The 15,663-nt window shown below is 53.8% G+C and carries 13 protein-coding genes; 12 read left to right on the top strand and 1 reads right to left on the bottom strand.

The window, feature by feature from the left end; translation table 11 throughout:
- Positions 1-63: 63 nt before the first annotated feature.
- Positions 64-3,543: a transcription-repair coupling factor gene (mfd, locus tag QT397_17785; GenBank protein ID WNZ54727.1), complete on the bottom strand. Its 3,480-nt coding sequence runs from the start codon at positions 3,541-3,543 to the stop codon at positions 64-66.
- A gap of 307 nt (positions 3,544-3,850) precedes the next feature.
- Between mfd and QT397_17780 the strand changes: the two genes are divergently transcribed.
- The 12 genes from QT397_17780 (at position 3,851) to QT397_17725 (ending at position 15,578) form a co-directional block, all read left to right on the top strand.
- Entirely contained in the window at positions 3,851-5,308 is a 1,458-nt protein-coding gene (locus QT397_17780; GenBank protein WNZ54726.1) for a glyceraldehyde-3-phosphate dehydrogenase, read from the top strand.
- A 372-nt stretch (positions 5,309-5,680) separates the two neighbouring features.
- The gene (locus QT397_17775; protein ID WNZ54725.1) at positions 5,681-7,021 is read left to right on the top strand and encodes a Na(+)-translocating NADH-quinone reductase subunit A; all 1,341 of its coding nucleotides are present in this window, start codon (positions 5,681-5,683) and stop codon (positions 7,019-7,021) included.
- A 2-nt stretch (positions 7,022-7,023) separates the two neighbouring features.
- Entirely contained in the window at positions 7,024-8,235 is a 1,212-nt protein-coding gene (locus QT397_17770) for an NADH:ubiquinone reductase (Na(+)-transporting) subunit B (protein ID WNZ54724.1), read from the top strand.
- Entirely contained in the window at positions 8,228-9,010 is a 783-nt protein-coding gene (locus QT397_17765; GenBank protein WNZ54723.1) for a Na(+)-translocating NADH-quinone reductase subunit C, read from the top strand. Before QT397_17770 ends, QT397_17765 begins: the two co-directional genes overlap by 8 nt.
- Before the next feature lie 2 nt (positions 9,011-9,012).
- Entirely contained in the window at positions 9,013-9,669 is a 657-nt protein-coding gene (locus QT397_17760) for an NADH:ubiquinone reductase (Na(+)-transporting) subunit D (GenBank protein ID WNZ54722.1), read from the top strand.
- A gap of 3 nt (positions 9,670-9,672) precedes the next feature.
- The gene (gene nqrE, locus QT397_17755; protein WNZ54721.1) at positions 9,673-10,281 is read left to right on the top strand and encodes an NADH:ubiquinone reductase (Na(+)-transporting) subunit E; all 609 of its coding nucleotides are present in this window, start codon (positions 9,673-9,675) and stop codon (positions 10,279-10,281) included.
- A 17-nt stretch (positions 10,282-10,298) separates the two neighbouring features.
- On the top strand, positions 10,299-11,522 hold the full coding sequence (nqrF, locus tag QT397_17750; GenBank protein ID WNZ54720.1) for an NADH:ubiquinone reductase (Na(+)-transporting) subunit F: 1,224 nt from the start codon (positions 10,299-10,301) through the stop codon (positions 11,520-11,522).
- Positions 11,523-11,536: 14 nt separating this feature from the next.
- Complete coding sequence (locus QT397_17745; protein WNZ54719.1) at positions 11,537-12,598, top strand: FAD:protein FMN transferase; 1,062 nt, start codon at positions 11,537-11,539, stop codon at positions 12,596-12,598.
- The gene (gene nqrM / locus QT397_17740) at positions 12,595-12,837 is read left to right on the top strand and encodes a (Na+)-NQR maturation NqrM (protein ID WNZ54718.1); all 243 of its coding nucleotides are present in this window, start codon (positions 12,595-12,597) and stop codon (positions 12,835-12,837) included. Before QT397_17745 ends, nqrM begins: the two co-directional genes overlap by 4 nt.
- 147 nt (positions 12,838-12,984) lie before the next feature.
- Positions 12,985-14,382 (top strand): Si-specific NAD(P)(+) transhydrogenase, encoded by a 1,398-nt coding sequence (gene sthA / locus QT397_17735; GenBank protein ID WNZ54717.1) that lies wholly within the window; start codon positions 12,985-12,987, stop codon positions 14,380-14,382.
- Positions 14,379-14,843, top strand: a complete 465-nt coding sequence (locus QT397_17730; GenBank protein WNZ54716.1) for a thioesterase family protein — start codon at positions 14,379-14,381, stop codon at positions 14,841-14,843. Before sthA ends, QT397_17730 begins: the two co-directional genes overlap by 4 nt.
- A gap of 96 nt (positions 14,844-14,939) precedes the next feature.
- A complete protein-coding gene (locus QT397_17725) occupies positions 14,940-15,578 on the top strand; it encodes a LysE family translocator (GenBank protein WNZ54715.1) in 639 nt (212 codons plus the stop codon).
- The last annotated feature ends 85 nt before the right edge of the window (positions 15,579-15,663 follow it).

The following is a 15,663-nucleotide window of genomic DNA, read 5'->3' as shown; positions in this document are numbered from 1 at the left end:
TAAGCGGGAGTAGGAGACTAATTAGTTTTGCCGCCAGCTCCCGCTGCTGCCTGCCGGATGGTATCACTGTGCAAGCTTTTCCAGAACTTCGTTAATTTCCTGGAGCTTGCGATCAGTACCCTCCTCATCGAGACTGAAATTCAGTTGGTTGGCGCCGGCCAGCTGGTAGCGTCCCGGCTGGGTTTGCACCATCTTAACCAAAGTGAGCGGATCTACACGGGTATTCTCCGCAAATTCGATACGCCCTCTTGCCGCAGAGGCCTCAAGTTTGCGGATGCCCATATTCTCGGCCTTTAACTTGATCTCCGTGGTGCGGAACAAGTGTTTTACCGATTCCGGCAGTAGCCCGAAACGGTCGATCATCTCTACCTGAAGTTCTTTCAGTTGCTGCCCGTCGGTGGCATTGGCAATGCGTTTGTACATGATCAGACGGCCGTGGACATCGGGCAGGTAGTCCTCGGGAATCAGCGCAGCAACCCGCAGATTGACGTCCACCGCAGGGGATTCGAGGGGTTCGTCAATATTCGGTGTGCGGCCCTCGCGAATGGCCTTCACTGCCTTGTCGAGCATCTCCATATACAAGTTGAAGCCGACACTCTGAATCTGCCCGCTTTGTTCCTCACCTAGCAGTTCGCCTGCACCGCGAATTTCCAGGTCGTGGGTAGCCAGGGTAAAGCCTGCACCTAAATCCTGGGCCTCGCTAATCGCTTCCAGGCGCTTCACGGCGTCATTGGTCATGGAGCGCTTGTTGGGAGTCAGTAGATAGGCGTAGGCCTGGTGGTGCGAGCGCCCCACGCGACCGCGCAACTGGTGAAGCTGGGCCAGGCCGAACTTGTCTGCGCGCTCGATCAGTATCGTGTTGGCTGTGGGGACGTCGATACCGGTTTCGATGATGGTGGTACAGACCAGGACATTAAAGCGCTTGTGATAGAAGTCGCTCATCACCTGTTCCAGCTCCCGTTCGCGCATCTGGCCATGGCCTATGCCGATACGGGCCTCGGGAATCATCTCCTGTAGCTCCCGCGCGATTCGCTCAATGCTTTTGACTTCGTTGTGCAGGAAATACACCTGACCGCCGCGTAAGATCTCCCGCAGGATAGCCTCTTTTACCAAGGCATCATCGCGCTCGCGCACGAAGGTTTTCACAGAGAGACGCCGCGCTGGTGGGGTGGCGATCACCGATAGATCGCGAATACCGGCCATGGCCATATTTAGGGTGCGGGGAATAGGGGTGGCGGTAAGGTTGAGGATATCCACCTCGGAGCGCAGGCTCTTGAGGCGCTCCTTCTGCCGGACGCCAAAGCGGTGTTCTTCGTCGATAATCAGCAGGCCGAGATTTTTAAAGTCCAGATCGCTTTGCAACAGCTTGTGGGTGCCAACCAGGATATCCACCTTGCCACTGGCAACCTTCTCTTTCACGCTGTCCACTTCCTTGCCAGAGCGGAAGCGGGAGATCACCTCGATATTGATCGGCCAATCGGCAAAGCGATCCTGGAAGGATTGATAGTGTTGCTGGGCCAACAGGGTGGTGGGAACCAGCATGGCCACTTGCATACCTGCGTGGGCCGAGACAAATGCAGCCCGCATGGCCACTTCTGTCTTACCGAATCCCACGTCGCCGCAAACCAGTCGGTCCATCGGCTTATCTGAGAGCATATCCCCCAGAACTGCCTCGATGGCTTGTTGTTGATCTGGAGTTTCCTCGAAGGGGAAACCTGCGGAAAATTCTCGGTAGGCCAATTGAGGGTTATCGAAGGCATGGCCAATACGGGCTTCGCGGCGGGCGTAGATATCCAGGAGCTCCGCAGCTGCATCGCGGACTTTCTCGGCGGCTTTGCGTTTGGCTTTTTGCCACTGTTCACTGCCCATTCTGTGCAGTGGGGCCAGGGCTTCATCGGCACCGGAGTAGCGGCTGATCAAGTGCAGGCTGGCTACCGGTACGTAGAGCTTGGCATCGTCGGCATATTCAAGGGTCAGGAATTCTGCCGGTTGCCCGTCGATCTCCAGGTGCTGTAGGCCGCGATAACGACCTACGCCGTGATCAATGTGAACGACGGGAGTGCCCATGCGCAGTTCAGCCAGGTTTTTAACCGCGTTGTCCGCTTCATCTTTGGCTTTTTTACGGCGGCGTTGCTGCAGTACCCGCTCACCAAATAACTGCGGTTCTGCGATCAGGTTGATTTGCGGGTCCTTAAGCAGCAGCCCTTGATCGATGGGGGCTACGGTAATGCCGATAGTGTCCTTTGCTGCGAGGAAGTCCTGCCAGCTTTGGAAGCTGGGAGGGCTGAGCCGTATGCCCTTTAATAGCTCCAGCAGCGCTTCGCGACGCCCGCTACTTTCAGCACAAAATAGCACCCGACCGGAGTATTCCATCAGGTAGCTTTCCAGTGCAGCCAGGGGTTGTTCGGACTTGCCATCTACTGGCAGTGAGGGGGGTACGGAAGTGTCAAAATTACAGTTGCCCTGGGCTTCCGGAAGACTCTCCGCAGAGAAGATTGCCCGGGGCATGGACTTCAGGGCACCGTTAAGCTCATCAATTTCCAGTAAAATCTGGCGCGGTGGCAATATGGGGCGGGTCAGGTCGCCGCGACGACTTTCATAGCGGTTGCTGACTTCGCGCCAGAAATTGTCCAGCGGCTGTTGGATATCTCCCTGTAAAAATGCCTGGCTGCCCTCGGGCAGATAGTCGAACAGGCTTGAGCAGTTGCCATCGAAGAACAGGGGCAGGTAGTACTCAATGCCCGCCGGGGCAATTCCTGCACTGATATCCTGGTAAATTGGCACTTGGCTGGGATCGCTATCGAATTCACCGTGCCAATTTTGCAGAAACCCTGACAGGGCAGCCTTGTGCAAAGGGAATTCCCGTGCAGGTAAAAGGTGAATGGTTTTCACCTTGTCGATGGTGCGTTGGGTTTCCGGGTCAAAGGTGCGCAGGGATTCAATTTCATCGTCGAACAGATCGATGCGGTAGGGCAGGGGGCTGCCCATTGGGAAAATATCCATCAGTGAGCCACGCACAGCGAATTCGCCGTGTTCGTAGACGGTGTCTACGCAGTGGTAGCCGGCCTGCTCCAGCAGTCTCCGCTGGATATCGATATCAAACTGCTGCCCCTCCTCCAATATCAGCGCATTGCCGGCAATATAATTGCAGGGCGGTAGCCGGTGCATCAGGGTGCTGACTGGGATTATGACGATCCCAGCCCCCATTTTCGGCAGCTGGTAGAGGGTGGCAAGGCGATCCGAGATGATATCCTGGTGGGGAGAGAAGGTGTCGTAGGGGAGAATTTCCCAGTCGGGAAAATGGAAAATTTCCAGCTCCCTGTTTTCCCCCTTATCTCGCCGCGCTTTGTTAAAAAATTTCAATTGCACCTCTAAACGGTGCGCTTCGAGACTGTCCTTTGTGATTAACAGGGTGGGCGCTTTGTTATTGCGTGCCGCGTTGAGGATGGCGAGCGCGGCAGCTGCGCCATGCAGTTGTCCCCAAAATTGTCGGTCACTGGAGGAGCGAAACTTCGGTGGGGTCAGGGGCTGTATTTCTGTCATCTTTCCTTATATATCCGCGCATTCATTCGAGATGTCTTCGAGGTCGGCTATTGTAGCCGCGAACAGTTTTGCTTGCAGGGAATGTTAACCCTGCCTGTGTTTCCAGTCGGGAACAACTACGCTTTTTTATGGATTGCGCAATGTCGCTCGGGTGGACTACAAAAAGGTAGTTTTACTACATTTTTTTGGCTCTTTTTTGCTCAGTTGCGCAGTGTAAAGCGAACACTATAATGCGCAGCCATGCGGTCCTGAGTGGTTTCAAGGCCGTATTTCTTGCCTACTAAATACATTGCAGAGGTGTCCGATAGTGACTCAGAAGCGACCGAAGCCCGCGGACTTTTTCAAGGACTGGAAACAGCGTGAAGCACTGGCTGAATCCATGATTCCGATGATTGGAAAGCTCAACCGTGAGAGCAACGTCGGTATTTATATGTACGGCCGCAACCTGGTTAATCGCTCAGTGCTGAGCATTATGAAAGCGCACCGTTTCGTGCGTCAGGTTGAGGAAAATGAACTCTCCGAGTTTGAAACCTTCCCTGTATTGGAAGCCATCTGCAAGATGGAGCTGGGTCCCGTACATATCGACCTGGGAACCATGACCAACAAGTACATGCGCGACGATCGCGGCTTGTCTGTGGACGAGTTTGTACGTGAAGAGCTGTCCGACGCAGCGGGTGCCGGCAAGCCTCTGCCCGAATCCAAAGATGTTGTGATCTACGGTTTTGGTCGCATCGGCCGTCTGGTTGCCCGCCTGCTGATCGACAAGGCTGGTAGTGGTGATGTTCTGCGTCTGCGCGCTATCGTACTGCGCAAGGGCAAGGCCCCCAACGACTTGGTGAAGCGCGCTTCTCTGCTGCGTCGCGACTCCGTACATGGCGCCTTCCAGGGCACTATCCGTGTGGACGAGGAGACCAACTCCCTGATCTGTAACGGTAACGAAATCAAGATCATCTACGCCAACTCCCCTCAGGAAGTGGATTACACCCAGCACGGTATCGACGATGCGATTATCGTTGACAGCACCGGTGTATGGCGCGATGAAGAAGGTCTGAGCCAGCACCTGCAGAGCCCAGGCGCTTCCAAGGTGCTGCTGACCGCACCGGGCAAGGGCGATATCAAGAATATCGTTTACGGTATCAACAGCAGCGACATCAAGCCGGAAGACAAGGTACTGTCCGCCGCTTCCTGTACCACTAACGCCATCGTGCCTGTCCTGAAAGCGATGATGGATGGCTACGGCGTTGAGCACGGCCACGTAGAAACTGTACACGCCTACACCAACGACCAGAACCTGATCGACAACTACCACAAAGGTGAGCGTCGCGGTCGCGCAGCAGCGCTGAATATGGTTCTGACTGAAACCGGTGCTGCCAAGGCGGTTGCCAAAGCGCTGCCCGAGCTGAAAGGTAAGCTCACCGGCAACGCAATTCGCGTTCCGACCCCTAATGTTTCCATGGCGATCCTTAACCTGAACCTGGGTAAAGAGACCACCAAGGAAGAGCTGAACGAATATATGCGCGATGTGGCACTGCACTCGCCGCTGCGTCAGCAGATCGATTTCACCAACTCCCCGGAAGTGGTGTCCAGCGATTTTGTTGGCTCCCGCGTTGCCTGCGTATTCGATTCCACTGCGACTATCGTGGATGGCAAGAACGCTGTGCTCTACTGCTGGTATGACAACGAGTTCGGCTATAGCTGTCAGGTGGTTCGCTGCCTGGAAGATATGGCTGGCGTTCGTTATAAGCAGTTCCCCAAAGAAGACTAAGGCGTCAAGCCTCCTCGCCGCAGTCGGTACCCAGAGCCGACTGCGGGGTTCCGGCGACTGTCCCAGTCGCCGCGCCATGCCTCCCCAAATCCCTGTTTTTTCAACAGAAATTTCCGATCTTAGTGCCACTTAACGACTTTCCAGGCTGGTAAAGATCCTGGCCCGTCTTTATAATGCGCGCGATTTTGCGGGGCGGCCGTGCGCCGAGAAGTTAGCGCGCACAACCAATTAGTCAGCTTCCTTCCTCCCGGTTCACGGGTGATACGGCATAAGCCCTCGCAGCACGGAATTCCACAATAGGACCCGTCATCCCAGGCATGGGACGGTGGGTCCTATTGCAATTTTTTAAACTAGAAACTTAGGCATAGGCGTATGAGAAAGATCCGTCGGGGATTGGACTTACCCATATCCGGCGCGCCCGAGCAGGTCATTCAAAAAGGACCTGCGATCAAGACCGTTGCTGTTCTCGGCCCCGATTATCACGGGATGAAGCCGACAATGGCAGTGGCAGTAGGGGATCGCGTCAATCTTGGTCAGCTGTTGTTTAGCGACAAAAAAACTGAAGGCGTGCGCTACACAGCGCCTGCTGCCGGTCGTGTTGTTGCGATTAACCGTGGCGCTCGTCGTGTTCTGCAATCCGTCGTGATTGGCATAGACGGCGATGCAGCGGAACAGTTCCAAAGCTACAGCGCAGATAAACTGTCTGGTCTGACTCGCGAACAGGTCGTTGAAAACCTGGTTGAGTCCGGCATGTGGACCGCACTGCGCACCCGCCCGTTCAGCCGCGTTCCCGCCCTGGACGCTGAGCCGGTAGCGGTGTTTATCAATGCGATGGACACCAACCCTCTGGCAGCCAATCCAGAAGTAGTGATTGCTGAGAATCCCAAAGCCTTCTCCCAGGGCGTTGAGATTCTTTCCAAGCTGGCAGAAACCACTTACGTCTGTACTGCTCCGGATGCGGATATTCCAGTACCGAGCGCAGCGAATATTCGCCGCGAAACCTTTGCCGGCCCCCATCCGGCAGGCTTGTCCGGTACCCACATCCACTACCTGAAGCCAGTTTCTGGCAACCGCAGTGTATTTACCATTAATTACCAGGATGTGATCGCTGTAGGCAAACTGTTTACCACCGGTAAGCTGTTTACCGATCGTGTCGTTTCCCTGGCAGGCCCTCAGGTCAAGCAGCCGCGTCTGCTGCGCACCCGCCTCGGTGCCAGTCTGGAAACCCTGACTTCTGATGAGCTGAAAGGCGATAACGATCGCATCATCTCCGGCTCTGTATTCGGTGGCCGCACCGCTGCTGGCCCGATGGCTTACCTGGGTCGCTACCACAACCAGATTTCTGTACTGGAAGAGGGCGATGAGCGTCCGTTCCTGCACTATCTGCGTGCTGGTAATAAGCGTTTCTCTGTATTCCCGATTTATCTGTCGCGCCTGGTGAAGAACAAGCTGTTCAACTTCACCACCAGCACCAACGGTTCTGAGCGTGCCATGGTACCGGTCGGTAGTTATGAGAAAGTCATGCCGCTGGATGTACTGCCCACTCAGTTGCTGCGCTCCCTGATCGTTGGCGATACTGCAATGGCGCAGAGGCTGGGCGCACTGGAGCTGGACGAAGAAGATCTGGCGTTGTGCACCTTTGTGTGCCCGGGCAAGTACGAGTACGGCCCCATTTTGCGGGACAACCTGACCCGTATTGAGAAGGAGGGGTAAGTATGTTGCGTAAATTCCTCGATTCGATCGAACCCAAGTTTCACAAAGGCGGTAAGTTCGAAAAGTTCTACGCCCTGTTTGAAGCGATTGACACCGGTCTGTTCCAGCCGGCAGACAAGACCAAAACCACTGCTCACGTGCGCGACGGTATCGACCTGAAGCGTATTATGATCACTGTTTGGGCTTGTGCCATGATCCCGGCGTTCTACGGTATGTGGAATATCGGCTTCCAGTCCAACACCATTCTGGAAGGTATGACCAACCCGGATCTGTCCGGCTGGCGTCACGCCATTATCGGCGCTCTGACTTCCTACAACCCAGCTAGCCTGTGGGACAACTTTGTCTACGGCGCTATGTACTTCCTGCCTATTTATGCGGTCACTTTTATTGTGGGCGGTATCTGGGAAGTCCTGTTTGCTGCGGTGCGCGGTCACGAAGTCAACGAAGGCTTCTTTGTAACCTCCATCCTGTTCGCCTTGACCTGTCCGCCGGATCTGCCTCTGTGGATGGTGGCTATGGGCATCAGCTTCGGTGTGGTTATCGGTAAGGAAGTATTCGGTGGTACCGGCAAGAACTTCCTCAACCCGGCTCTTACCGGCCGTGCCTTCGTATTCTTTGCCTATCCGGCAGCAATGTCTGGAGATGCGGTTTGGACTGCGGTTGACGGTTACACCGGTGCTACCGCGCTGTCTGTTATGGCCAGTGAAGGTATCCAGAACGGTATCGTCAATGCTGCTGTTGGCCAGGTAACCTGGTTCGACGCTTTCTTCGGTCAGATCCATGGTTCCATTGGTGAAACTTCTACCCTGGCTATCCTGATTGCCGGCGTAATCCTGATGGGTATGAAGATCGCCAGCTGGCGCATCGTAGCTGGCACCCTGCTGGGTATGATGGCCACCTCTTTCATGTTTAACATGATTGGTTCCGAGACCAACCCGATGTTCCAGGTACCCTGGTACTGGCACCTGGTAGTGGGCGGTTTTGCCTTCGGTCTGATCTTTATGACTACGGACCCTGTATCCGCTGCGATGACCAACACCGGTCGCTGGTGGTACGGCATCCTGATCGGGGTGATGGTTGTCCTGATTCGTGTGGTGAACCCGGCCTTCCCGGAAGGCATGATGCTGGCGATCCTGTTCGCCAACCTGTTCGCTCCGCTGTTTGACCACTTTGTGGTGCAGTCCAATATCAAACGGAGGTTGGCACGTGGCTAATAAAGATTCCGTAACCGGTACTCTGATTGTCGCGCTGGTAATGTGCCTGGTGTGCTCCGTAGTGGTATCCACCGCTGCGGTAATGCTGAAGCCTGCCCAGCAGGCGAATGCCGAGCTGGACATGAAGCGCAACGTACTGATGGCTGGCGGTCTGTTGAAAGACTCTCACGCTGATAAAGCGGAAGTCGAAAAGGCCTTCGCCGACGTAAAAATCAAATACGTCGACCTGAATACCGGTAAGTTTACCGATCAGGCTCCGGCTGGTGGCAGCGGTCGCGCTGCTGCCAAGATCCCGTCTGACAGTGAAAAACTGCCGGCTGACGAGGACACTGCCAAAATTATCCGCCGGGAAAATACCAAAGAGGTATACCTGGTAGAGAAAGACGGCAAGCTGGACAAGATCATTCTGCCGATTCGCGGTTATGGCCTGTGGGGCACCCTGTACGGCTTCCTCGCTCTGGAGAGCAACCTCGACACCGTAGCGGGCCTCGGCTTCTACGAGCACAAGGAAACTCCGGGACTGGGTGGTGAAGTTGACAACCCCAACTGGAAGGCCCAGTGGATTGGTAAGAAAGTCTTCAACAACCAGGGCGACGTGGATATCGCAGTGATCAAGGGTCAGGTTAACCCCAACAGCCCAGACGCGATTCACGAAGTAGATGGTCTGTCTGGTGCAACTCTGACCAGTAAGGGCGTTAGCAACCTGGTGAACTTCTGGTTGGGTAACCAGGGTTATGGTCCCTTCCTGAAAAACCTGAAAGCAGGGGAGGCATAAGCATGAAAATTAAAGATACTCTGCTAGAGCCGATTTTTAACAACAACCCGATCGCGCTGCAGATCCTGGGTATCTGTTCTGCACTGGCTGTTACCAGCTCGCTGCAGGTTACCCTGGTAATGTGTATCGCACTGACCTCGGTTGTGGCCTGTTCCAACGTTGCGGTATCCCTGATCCGCAAACAGATCCCGAACAGCATCCGTATCATTGTACAGATGACCGTGATTGCCTCTTTGGTAATCCTGGTGGACCAGCTGATCAAGGCCCTGGCTTACGACATCTCCAAGCAGCTGTCTGTATTCGTTGGTCTGATCATTACCAACTGTATCGTAATGGGCCGTGCGGAAGCCTTCGCTATGAAGAACCCGCCGCTGCCCAGCTTCTTCGACGGTCTTGGTAACGGTCTGGGATACAGTGTGATCCTGATCGGTCTCGCGGTGGTTCGTGAACTCTTCGGCGCCGGCAAACTGTTCGGTGTAGATATCCTGACTACCGTGAGCAACGGTGGTTGGTATATCCCCAACGGCCTGCTGCTGTTGCCGCCGAGTGCATTCTTCCTGATCGGCCTGTTCATCTGGGCGATCCGTGCCTGGAAACCGGCACAGGTGGAAGAAGATGAGTTCAAGATTGCGCCTAATTCCCAAGCGCAGGAGGCCTAATCCGTGGAACATTATATTTCTTTGATTATCCGCGCCGTTTTCGTTGAAAACATGGCGCTGGCCTTCTTCCTCGGTATGTGTACCTTCCTGGCGGTATCGAAGAAGATCGAGGCCGCTATTGGCCTGGGTGTTGCGGTTATCGTGGTGCTGACTCTGACAGTACCTGTGAACAACCTGATCTACACCTACCTGCTGAAAGACGGTGCACTGGCCTGGGCCGGTTACCCCGACGTGGACCTGAGCTTCCTCGGCCTGTTGTCCTACATCGGCGTAATTGCGGCACTGGTACAGATCCTGGAGATGTTCCTGGATAAATATGTACCGGCTCTCTACAACGCGCTGGGTGTATTCCTGCCGCTGATTACCGTGAACTGCGCCATCATGGGTGCTTCCTTGTTCATGGTTGAGCGCGAGTACGCGTTTGGCGAGAGTGTTGCCTATGGCTTCGGTGCCGGCCTCGGCTGGGCACTGGCGATTACCGCTCTGGCCGGTATTCGTGAAAAGCTGAAGTACAGTGACGTTCCGGATGGCCTGAAAGGTCTGGGTATCACCTTCGTAACTGTTGGTCTGATGTCCCTGGGCTTCATGTCCTTCGGCGGCATCGATATCTAAGCGGGGAAAACAATAGAATGAGTATTGAAATTATCCTCGGCGTAGCGATGTTTACCGTCATCGTTTTGGCGCTGGTAGCGGTGATCCTTGCGGCCCGCTCGCGCCTGGTAAACACCGGCAACGTCAACATCCTGGTTAACGGTGAGAAGACTCTCACCGTACCGGCCGGCGGCAAGCTGCTGCAAACCCTGGCTGCCAACAACCTGTTCCTGGCCTCCGCCTGTGGTGGCGGCGGCAGCTGTGCGCAGTGTATCTGTAAGGTGAATTCCGGTGGTGGCGATATGCTGCCGACTGAAGCGGCTCACTTTACCCCGCGCGATGCAAAAGAAGGCAAGCGTCTTTCCTGTCAGGTTGCGGTTAAGCAAGACATGGAAATCGAAGTGCCGGAAGAGGTGTTTGGTGTTAAGCAGTGGGAGTGCACTGTGGAATCCAACCCGAACGTGGCCACCTTTATTAAGGAGCTGACCCTGCGTCTGCCCGAAGGTGAAAACGTTGACTTCCGCGCTGGTGGTTACGTACAGCTGGAAGCTCCGGCTCACCATGTCAAGTTTGCTGACTTCGATGTCGAAGAGCAGTACCGTGGCGACTGGGAGCACTTTGGCTTCTTCAAGCTGGAGTCCAAAGTGACCGAGCCTGTGGTTCGCGCTTACTCCATGGCTAACTACCCGGAAGAGAAAGGTGTTGTTAAGTTCAACATCCGTATCGCGACTCCGCCGCCCCGTACTGAGGGCATTCCGCCGGGTCAGATGTCTTCCTACGTTTTCAGCCTGAAGGCAGGTGACAAGATTAAGGTGTACGGTCCCTTTGGTGAGTTCTTCGCCAAGGAAACTGACAACGAGATGGTATTTATCGGTGGTGGTGCCGGTATGGCGCCAATGCGTTCACACATCTTTGATCAGCTCAAGCGCCTGAATTCCACCCGTAAGATCAGCTTCTGGTACGGTGCGCGCTCCCTGCGCGAGATGTTCTACGAAGATGACTACAACGGTCTGGCTTCCGAGTTCGATAACTTCCAGTGGCATGTGGCTCTGTCCGACCCACAGCCGGAAGACAATTGGACGGGTTACACCGGATTCATCCACAACGTGGTATATGAAAACTACCTGAAGGACCACCCGGCTCCGGAAGATTGTGAGTACTACATGTGTGGGCCGCCCATGATGAACGCGGCAGTCATCAATATGCTCAAGGACTTGGGTGTAGAAGATGAAAATATCCTGCTGGATGACTTCGGCGGATAATTGGAGGGCTTAGCTTGCTAAAAGCAATCACAGGCCCGACAAACTCAAAAACAGGGCCCGTCTTTACGGCCCTGTTTTTGCTTTGGGCGGCTGTAATTTTATCGGCTTGCGCTCCTTCGCCGGAGTCCTGGCAGTTGGCTGGCCGCACCATGGGAACCAGCTATCACATCACCGTCGTTCAGGTGCCCTCTGGGCTGGAGCAGGGTGAGTTGCAGCAGTTGATCGACGATGAGTTGCAGCAGGTCAACCAGGAGATGTCGACCTATATCGACGACTCTGAGTTAATGCGCTTTAACCAAAGCCCGGTAGGGCAGGCGATCCCGGTTAGCCAACACTTGGCAGATGTACTGGAAATGTCCCTGGATATTTATCGCCGCAGTGAGGGCGCTTTCGAGGTGACGGTCGGCCCTCTGGTCAACTTGTGGGGTTTTGGTCCCCAGCCCGAACCGGAGCATATCCCCTCAGATAAAGACATTGCCGATCTGCTAACCGTCGTCGGTTCCGATGCGTTAACCCTGACCCGTAAGCCAGACACTGTTATCAAGAGCCGCCCCGTTGAGGTGGATCTTTCAGCGATTGCCAAGGGCCATGGCGTTGATCGGGTTGCCGAGCTATTGGAAGACCTGGGTATTCGAAACTACTTGGTCGAGATTGGCGGTGAACTGCGAACTAAGGGTGTGAATCCAAAGGGTAAGACCTGGGTAATTGGCATTGAAGTACCCAGCGCGGCAGGGCAGATGGTGCAGGAGCCAATTGCGGTGAGTGGGAAGGCAGTAGCTACTAGTGGAGACTATCGCAACTACTACGAAAGGGATGGTGTTCGTTACTCCCATAGCATTGACCCACGCTCCGGGCGGTCCATCAAGCACAAGTTGGCATCGGTAACCGTTATTGCGGAAACCTGTGCTGAAGCCGATGGTCTGGCTACCGCGATCAATGTCCTCGGTGCTGATGCCGGCATGGCGCTGGCAGAAAGAGATAATCTAGCCGTCTTTATGGTGGTGAAAACTGATTCAGGTTTCGAAGAGCGTTCTAGCTCTGGCTTTAAACCTTATGTAGAGAGGTCTGAGAAGTGACAATTTTCATATTTGCCTTTGTGGCCATGTTGCTCGTTGTTGCCGGTATGGCGATCGGGGCCATGGTTCAGAACAAACCGTTAAAAGGAACTTGTGGCGGGCTCAACAATATCGGCATGAAGCAGGATTGCACAGTCTGTGGTGGCGATGACGATGAGTGTGAAAAGGAACAGGAGAGGCAAAGACAGCAGCAGATGACTGCCGAAGATCTCGCTTACGACGCATCTAAACGCAAGTAAGCTTTCCTTCTCCAACAAGCCCGTGATCAACGGGCTTGTTGTTTTATGTCATTGGCACAAGTGGTGTCGATAACCGTATATTTAGTATTGAGTAAATGGTGTTAGCGCGCTGTGGACTCCGTTTGGAAAATAGAATTAGAGCATTTAATGGCAGAGCAAAAGTTTGACCTGGTAGTAATTGGTTCTGGCCCGGCTGGAGAGGCCGCCGCAATGAGCGCAGCAAAAAAGGGCATGCGCGTTGCGGTTATTGAAAAGCGCCAAGTGGTTGGTGGTAATTGTACTCACAAAGGTACCATTCCCTCCAAGGCGCTGCGCCACTCTGTCAAACAGTTGATGCGTTATAACACCCAGAGCGTTTTTCGCGCATTGGGTGAACCCCGCCGCCTTACTTTCCCCCAGGTAATGCAGACGGTGAATAAAGTCATTTCCTATCAGGTGGAAATGCACACTTCATTTTATGCCCGCAACCGGGTTGAGCTGATCGTCGGCGAAGCTAAGTTCCGCGATGAACATACTGTCGAGGTGCTTATGCCCGATGGTGCGGCGGAAACTATTACAGCGAAGAAATTTATTATTGCTACTGGCTCACGCCCTTATCGCCCCGCCGATGTAGACTTTGATCACGAACGGGTCTACGACAGCGATATGATCCTGGACATGCAGCACACCCCTCACTCCATTATGATCTATGGTGCTGGTGTTATCGGCTGTGAATACGCGTCTATCTTCGCTGGCCTCGGCGTTAAGGTGGATTTGATTAATACCCGTAACAGCCTGCTGGAATTTCTTGATGATGAGATTTCTGATGCACTGAGCTATCACCTGCGCGATATGGGCGTGACTGTTCGCCACCAGGAGGAGTATGCGCGGGTACTGCCCAATGAGCAGGGCGTAATTATGGAGATGCAGTCTGGCAAACGTATTCATGCGGATGCACTGCTCTGGTGTAATGGCCGTACTGGCAACACCAGCTCCCTCGGCCTGGAGAATGTCGGCCTGGAAGCGAACCATCGCGGACAATTGAGCGTTGACGATCACTACTGTACCGAAATTGAAAATATCTTTGCGGTAGGTGATGTGATTGGGTGGCCGAGCCTTGCCAGTGCCTCTTATGACCAGGGGCGTGCGGTTGCAGCAGCGATTGCGGGCCGTGGCCATCGAGTAATTGAAGATGCGCCTACCGGGATTTATACCCTTCCAGAGATTTCCTCTGTAGGTAAAACCGAATCAGAGCTAACCGCAGCCAAAGTACCCTACGAAGTGGGCCGCGCACTGTTCAAGCACACTGCGCGGGCGCAGATTTCTGGTGAGCGCGTAGGCATGCTCAAGATTTTGTTCCATATCGAGACTCACGAAATCCTGGGCATTCACTGCTTTGGGGCAGAGGCAGCTGAGATTGTGCATATTGGCCAGGCCATTATGAAACAGCCAGCACCGAATAATTCAATCGATTATTTCGTTAATACCACCTTTAACTACCCCACCATGGCAGAGGCATATCGCAGTGCTGCGCTGGATGGGCTCAACCGGGTTGCCCGCCTATGACAGAACCCTCACCCAGTGAGTTTCAGGCGTTGGTAAAGGAATTTTTTGAGCAGATTCCTTTTAATCAACAAATTGGACTTGAGATGCGCGACCTGGACCTGGAGGCGCTCACACTTTCCGCAGGCTTTGAACTGAACCCACAGTTGATCGGCAATGTGTGGAAGAACATCCTGCACGGTGGCGTAATTGCCACCGCCCTGGATACGGTTGGTGGTTTGACCGCAATGGTCGCCGCCTACCAGCATCTGGGAGATGTGCACTGGAAAGAAAAAGTGGACCGCCTATTAAAGCTGGGTACGGTCGACATGCGTGTTGACTACCTAAAGCCGGGCAGGGGAGAACACTTTCTTTGCCATGGCTCAATTCTGCGCACCGGTAACAAGCTGGTTGTAACGAGAATGGAGTTGATTAACGACACGGATGAATTGATTGCTACCGGTACGGCAACTTACCTGTATTGACCTTAGTCCGAGCCAACCCTTGGCTCGGCGACCTCCTTAGATATACCCCTTAGATGTACCCCTTATCCACTGGCTTTCTTTAAGGTGTTTATTGTTATGAATGAAATCCTCGCATTTGCTGCAATCTCTCTTTTGTTGGTTATTTCACCAGGGCCGAACAGCGTCCTGATTCTTAAAACAGTAGCTAGTAGGGGGCTGAGGCCGGGAGTAGAGAATATTTTTGGGCTGGTTTCAGCAACATTTGCCCATGGTGCCATTTCAATTTTGGGCTTGTCGGCGATTATATTGCAGTCGTCTGAGGTTTATACAATTATCAAATATCTTGGGGCTGCCTACTTGGTTTATTTGGGTGTGAAAACGATATTAGCCACGCTGTCAAAATCTTCCGTGAAGGATACAGGGGATGAATTGTCACCAATTACAGCAGCTCCTGGGAACTCATACCGAAATTTTGGTGAGGGCTTTCTAACCCAGATTCTTAACCCCAAGGTATCGATGTTTTATCTCGCGGCCTTTCCGCAGTTTATCTCAGTTGGCAGCTCTAGTTACTATGAGGCTTTCCTGCTGGTCTCACTTCATGCATCAATAATATTCCTGTGGTTTCTGGCACTTGCGACTATGTTGTCGAAGTGGAAAGTGGCTTCCATTGGTGAGAATATGCAAAGATGGGTTCAGCGTTTTAGTGGTGGCCTATTGATTGGTTTTGGCAGTTTAGTGGTTCGCCAGGATACTTAAGATTCTCTCGTGTAACTGATGTTGCTTCCAGAGCTTCCAGTATTTACTCCTTCCGCCCTAGGTTAAAACTTCCCCTGGCGTGTAT

It is taken from the genome of Microbulbifer sp. MKSA007 (assembly GCA_032615215.1).
In the GTDB taxonomy this organism is placed as follows: domain Bacteria; phylum Pseudomonadota; class Gammaproteobacteria; order Pseudomonadales; family Cellvibrionaceae; genus Microbulbifer.
The sequence above is the reverse complement of the archived record's forward strand: the minus strand, read 5'-3'. Positions and strand labels throughout refer to the sequence as shown.

Coding starts and splice junctions, on each gene's coding strand:
- mfd (WNZ54727.1), bottom strand. CDS start 3,543: ATGACAGAAATACAGCCCCTGACCCCACCGAAGTTTCGCTCCTCCAGT.
- QT397_17775 (WNZ54725.1), top strand. CDS start 5,681: ATGAGAAAGATCCGTCGGGGATTGGACTTACCCATATCCGGCGCGCCC.
- QT397_17770 (WNZ54724.1), top strand. CDS start 7,024: ATGTTGCGTAAATTCCTCGATTCGATCGAACCCAAGTTTCACAAAGGC.
- QT397_17760 (WNZ54722.1), top strand. CDS start 9,013: ATGAAAATTAAAGATACTCTGCTAGAGCCGATTTTTAACAACAACCCG.
- nqrF (WNZ54720.1), top strand. CDS start 10,299: ATGAGTATTGAAATTATCCTCGGCGTAGCGATGTTTACCGTCATCGTT.
- sthA (WNZ54717.1), top strand. CDS start 12,985: ATGGCAGAGCAAAAGTTTGACCTGGTAGTAATTGGTTCTGGCCCGGCT.
- QT397_17730 (WNZ54716.1), top strand. CDS start 14,379: ATGACAGAACCCTCACCCAGTGAGTTTCAGGCGTTGGTAAAGGAATTT.
- QT397_17725 (WNZ54715.1), top strand. CDS start 14,940: ATGAATGAAATCCTCGCATTTGCTGCAATCTCTCTTTTGTTGGTTATT.